Origin of the sequence: Actinomyces bouchesdurhonensis (assembly GCF_900128465.1) — a bacterium.
Classification (GTDB): Bacteria; Actinomycetota; Actinomycetes; order Actinomycetales; family Actinomycetaceae; genus Pauljensenia; species Pauljensenia bouchesdurhonensis.
On sequence record NZ_LT635882.1, the window covers coordinates 1 to 4894 of the forward strand.

Genomic DNA, 4894 nt, shown 5'->3' on the forward strand with positions numbered 1-4894 from the left:
CGCCCGACGACGACGCCTCACCAGCCACGAACACACCACACTGCTTCGCCGCGGAACTAATGCGGCTGACCTGGCCGATAGCTCACCAGCGAGCGACGCCACCGGGGAGCAGCGCCACCGCCGCGCCCCGGAAGCCGAGTGCCCATACCAAGCCAAGCGTTCACCCGCCCACCGGGCATGCGGGGCATTCACACCCCCACAATGAAACAACCACCTTCAACACCAACTATCCCGCACCAACAAGCCGAAAAATCACCACAAAACCAACACGTTTTATCCTATAACCTCCAGACAGCGTCCTCTCCAGGCGAGTCCACAAACAGCGCCCTCAGCGAAACGAGGCCGTAGCCGGTACCCCGGCCACGGCCTCGTCAAAGAAAGGCATCAAAGCGAAATCAACGCAACAAGCACCCAGGCAGCCACTGCCGCCACGCACACGATCGCGAGATTACGACCGACCGCGCGTATCTCAACACGGTCAATCACGTACTCGAAATTGAACGACGCCGACCTGAGCCGACCCTCAATCCCTCACACTACGCGTTCTCGTCCTTAAACTCCCACAAGTTAGGAACCCGCTCCTGTTTCTCCATCAGCCAATTCTTATCCGTGAGCATACGCGACAGCGCCAAACCCATGCCGATCGCGACGATCGTGAAGATGACTGTGAAGAGCGCGCCGAGCGCATCGTCGATCTGCTGGTTGTTGAGATACGTGAGCGCACGATACAAGGGCACCCCCGGAATCATGATAACGACGGCCGGCACCGATAGCGTCACGCGCGAAAAACGAGTTCTCCGAGCCGCAAACACAGCAAACAGACCCGCAGCGAGAGCCGCGAGGCCAACCGCCGCCGGCGCGGGAACACCCAGCTGCACATTAAGAGCGATGCGACCAGTGTTGATCACAGCGCCAATGAGAGCAGCGACCGCACAGACACGCTGAGGCGAATTAAAGAGCATCGCAAACCCGTAGGCCGCCACAAAGCTCGTCAGGAAACGCAATACATAGTGCAGCCAGGGAGTCAACGACACACCATACTCGGGAGTCACCGACCATCCAAAGATAGCCGAAATCGCCCAGACTGCGACACCCGCAGAAGCAACAAGCATGCCGACATAGACGAGGCGCCCCAACCCTCCCTGAAAATCCTGACGCACAAGATCGATCAAGCCGGTGACAAGCGGGAAACCGGGAACAAGGAAAAGCAACGCCGAAATAAAACCAGCCTGGTGAGTCGACTCAAGACCAAAGAAATGCTGCGCGGGAGCAACCAAAAGAATATAAATCATCGCCGCAAGCGCACCACAGGCCATCCAGACGCCAAAGTGGTTCATGTGACGCACCAGCATCTGCCGGCGCAGCGCCTGACCGAAGAAGGAGGCCACGGCCACCGCCGAGCACTCAACCCATCCCCCACCGTTCAGGAACGCGAAAGCTGCACATGCGAGACCCGACGCAAGCGCATTCGTGAACCAATCATAAAGTCCCGGAACGCGCGCAATCTTATCGAGCTCATCAGACACGTCTTCTACGCGCACTGACTTGCCGTTCAGCGACGCCACAAAGTTGTTAATGCGATCAATCTTATCCGCGTTAACGCCCATGAGCCGCTGCTCGGCCAGCTCGGTACGGAAAGTACCGTGAGCATACGCGGTAGCAATGATCTCCGTATATGTGACTTGCGCACGATGCTCTGAGATGCCGACAGCGCGCGCAACGTCCGCCATCGATTTCTTCACTCGGTACGCGCTCGCACCGAACGAGAGCAGCATCTGTCCGAGCCGCAAAACAACCTGAGACTGATGAGCGAGGCGGTCATGCGCCGCCATACGCTGCGCGAGAATGTCGTCGATACCCCCGTGGCGGTGCGACCCTCGTGGATGTGCAGAAGTGACCATGCCTATAGCATCCCATGTCACGAGGCCATATGTGAGCGACGTTGGTCCGTTGGTGTGTCGCGGTTTGGACACGAATTGGTGGGGTAGGGTTTGTCCTGTGTTTCGATGTGTGACTGTTCATCCGAAGTTATGAGCTAAAGGCCAGGACTTCTTGGTTGAGGTTCGGTCCCAGGCCTCGTCGAGGGTGGTGTCGGGCTGGCGTTCTCGCGCTGCCGATGGGGGTTGGCCGTGACGTGCGCTTGCGTCGTCCGTCATTGTGCTTGCGTGCTTGCGCCGCCGATGGGAGGCATCACATCGGGAGGATTGCGCCCGTTAGGGAGGATTGCGCCTGATCGGTTGGGGTTGAATCTTCCCGATCGAGTGTAACGCCTCATCGGCAACAAGCCTCGCCTGGGAGCTGGCCGCCCGTCTTCCCCTTGTCATTGCCGGCGATGCCCTACCGGCGTTTATCGGCGCCCCGTCGGGCAGTCCTGCGCCAGTGCGGGAGCATGGCGCCAGGGGTAGTGGTGGGGGTTTTGCAGCATTAGGAGGGTTCTGTCGGCGTGTCGCCGGCGTGTCGCGCCTCTAATGGTGCAATTCCCCCCGTTTGATGGCGGTGAGGTCGCGGTTCGGGGTGGTGAGGTCGCGCCTCGGGTGGTGAGGTCGCTGTTCGCGGGTATGTGGCGCCCACAGTGCAGACCACCTCGACGAACAATGGCTAGCATGGGCGTGATGGCCCAGATGTTCTGTGATGCGAGCGACTCCGGGACGCAGTTCACCTCTGCGACCCCTCCGCACCCAGGGCTGGATGGGGGTGGGGTTAGGCTTGTGTTGTTGACACTTCGTTAAGCGGGTGTGTGTGCCTGCGGAAAGTGAGGTGCCTGTTATGGGAACTCGTCGTCGTTTTACACCGGAGTATCGTCGTGATGTGGCGAGTCTGGTGTTGGATACAGGGTCTTCGATTGCGTCTGTGGCCCGGGATTTAGGGCTGGGTGAATCGGTGGTGGGCCGGTGGGTCAAACTCGAGCGCGAGCGGCGCCAAGCCGCCGCGCAGGGTCGTCCTGATCCACGCGAGCTGGAAGCCGAGAACACGGCATTGCGTCGGAGGGTGCGCGAGCTGGAGAAGGAGAACGAGTTCTTGGGAAAAGCCAGCGCCTTCTTCGCGTCTCGGCACCAAAACACCAGCGTTTTGAGCTGATGGACGCGCAGAAGGCTTCCTACTCGATCACCTTGATGGCCAAGGTTTTAGGGGTCACACGCGCGGGCTATTACGCGTGGAAGAGCCGAGCCACCCAGCGGGGTCGGCGCGCATCGGCGCGTCGGCGTTTGGATGAGGCGGTGGCCTGGGAACACGAGGTCTCGGGCGGCACGTATGGGGCTCCTCGCATCCGCCATGCTCTGGCGCGCTCGGGCGTGGATGTGGGTNCGTTTTACACCGGAGTATCGTCGTGATGTGGCGAGTCTGGTGTTGGATACAGGGTCTTTGATCGGGTCTGTGGCCCGGGATTGAGGGTTGGGCGAATCGGTGGTGGGCCGGTGGGTCACACTCGAGTGCGAGCGGCGTCAAGCCGCCGCGCAGGGTCGTCCTGATCCACGCGAGCTGGAAGCCGAGATCACGGCGCCCAGTCGGCGGGTGCGCGAGCTGGAGAAGGAGAGGGAGTTCTTGGGAAAAGCCAGCGCCTTCTTCGCGTCTGGGCACCACAACACCAGCGCTGTGAGCTGATGGACGCGCCCAAGGGCTTCCTACTCGATCACCTTGATGGCCAACGTTCTAGGGGTCACGCGTGCGGGCTATGACGCGTGGAAAAACCGTGCACCCCAGCGGGGCGAGCGCGCGCTGGTGCGTCGGCGTTTGGATGAGGCGGTGGCCTGGGAACACGAGGTCTCGGGCGGCACGTATGGGGCTCCTCGCATCCGCCATGCTCTGACGCGCTCGGGCGTGGATGTGGGTGTGCGGGCGGTCGCCGCGTCGATGCGCCGCCAAGGCCTGTCAGGCCTGAACGCGCACCCANTTGGGCCACCCTCACAACCGAGTACTACTACCGGCGTACCTTCACCACCCGCGACCAGGTCTACACCGGGATCGCCACCTGGATCGAAGACTTCTACAACCGCCGCCGCATCCACACCAGCCTCGGCGGCAAATCCCCCATCGAATACGAACTACACCAAGCGGCCTGGACAACAGCCGCATAAACAAACCGTCAACAACTTGCGCACAACCCCAGACCCACGTGTGTGGTGAGGAGGGCAGGTAGCTAGCGTGCTCGGGGTGGTTTTGCGTGCAATTCGGTTGGGTGAGTTTTCAATGGTGTGTGTTAGCGTTGCGATTCCTACGATATGGTTGCGTGGTGGGGCGCGGTGTTGGGGCAATTGCATGCGACATTCGTGGATAGCTCGCCAGGCGGGGGTCGTGCGCTGTCACTCGTGGCGCTGCTGGTAGCGCAGCCACTGGCGCTGCTGGTGGCGCTGCTGGTAGGGCAGGCGGTGGCGCCGCTGGTGGCGCTCTTGTCTGTGGTGCGCACGAAGCGCGTTCAACTACCCAATGTTAGACGACGTTTGGCCTGGTGGCTTGTGGTGGGGTGTTGGAATGGAGAGGGACGGCACGCCGTGTGGCGGTGCCGTCCCTCGGGTTTTGTTGTGTTGTGGCGGTGTCCTACTCTCCCACAACCTATCGGTTGCAGTACCATTGGCGCTGCCGGGCTTAGCTTCCAGGTTCGGAATGGTGCTGGGCGTTTCCCCGGTGCTGTGACCACCACAAGATTTAGTGTTCAACACGCCCCCCCACCTGCCGGTGGGGTGTGGGTTGATCGTGGTGTGCATAGTGGTTGCGGCATTGTGTTGCCTGTATTGTTTCACCCCTCATAACGTGTTTGGGGTGTTTGTTTAGTGTTGGCCCATTAGTACCAGTCGGCTCACGAGCACCTCGCGGTGCTTCCACCTCTGGCCTATCAACCCGCTCGTCTGGCGGGGGCCTCTCACCCCACAATCGGGGGCGCGGAAACCTCATCTTG

General features: G+C 61.0%; 3 protein-coding genes, 2 rRNA genes and 2 pseudogenes. 4 read left to right on the forward strand and 3 right to left on the reverse strand.

Going from position 1 to position 4894, the window contains the following annotated elements:
• A partial coding sequence (locus tag BQ7477_RS12635; protein ID WP_234968834.1) for a hypothetical protein occupies nucleotides 1-205 on the forward strand: 205 nt, incomplete at its 5' end.
• A 331-nt stretch (nucleotides 206-536) separates the two neighbouring features.
• Here the strand turns inward: BQ7477_RS12635 and BQ7477_RS10890 are convergent.
• Nucleotides 537-1832: a threonine/serine exporter family protein gene (locus BQ7477_RS10890; RefSeq protein WP_073983906.1), complete on the reverse strand. Its 1296-nt coding sequence runs from the start codon at nucleotides 1830-1832 to the stop codon at nucleotides 537-539.
• A gap of 934 nt (nucleotides 1833-2766) precedes the next feature.
• On the opposite strand from BQ7477_RS10890, the gene BQ7477_RS10895 reads away from it, so the two are divergent.
• The 3 genes and pseudogenes from BQ7477_RS10895 to BQ7477_RS13190 form a co-directional block, all read left to right on the forward strand.
• Nucleotides 2767-3078 carry a transposase gene (locus tag BQ7477_RS10895; protein WP_073982800.1) on the forward strand — a complete coding sequence of 104 codons (312 nt, stop codon included), beginning with the start codon at nucleotides 2767-2769 and terminating at the stop codon, nucleotides 3076-3078.
• A gap of 561 nt (nucleotides 3079-3639) precedes the next feature.
• A pseudogene (locus BQ7477_RS13185) lies at nucleotides 3640-3864 on the forward strand (IS3 family transposase); the annotation flags it as partial.
• A 41-nt stretch (nucleotides 3865-3905) separates the two neighbouring features.
• Nucleotides 3906-4076, forward strand: a pseudogene (locus BQ7477_RS13190) (IS3 family transposase); the annotation flags it as partial.
• Between the two features lie 447 nt (nucleotides 4077-4523).
• On the opposite strand, the gene rrf reads toward BQ7477_RS13190, so the two are convergent.
• A 5S ribosomal RNA gene (gene rrf, locus BQ7477_RS10920) occupies nucleotides 4524-4640 on the reverse strand.
• Between the two features lie 121 nt (nucleotides 4641-4761).
• Nucleotides 4762-4894, reverse strand: a 23S ribosomal RNA gene (locus BQ7477_RS10925); the annotation flags it as partial.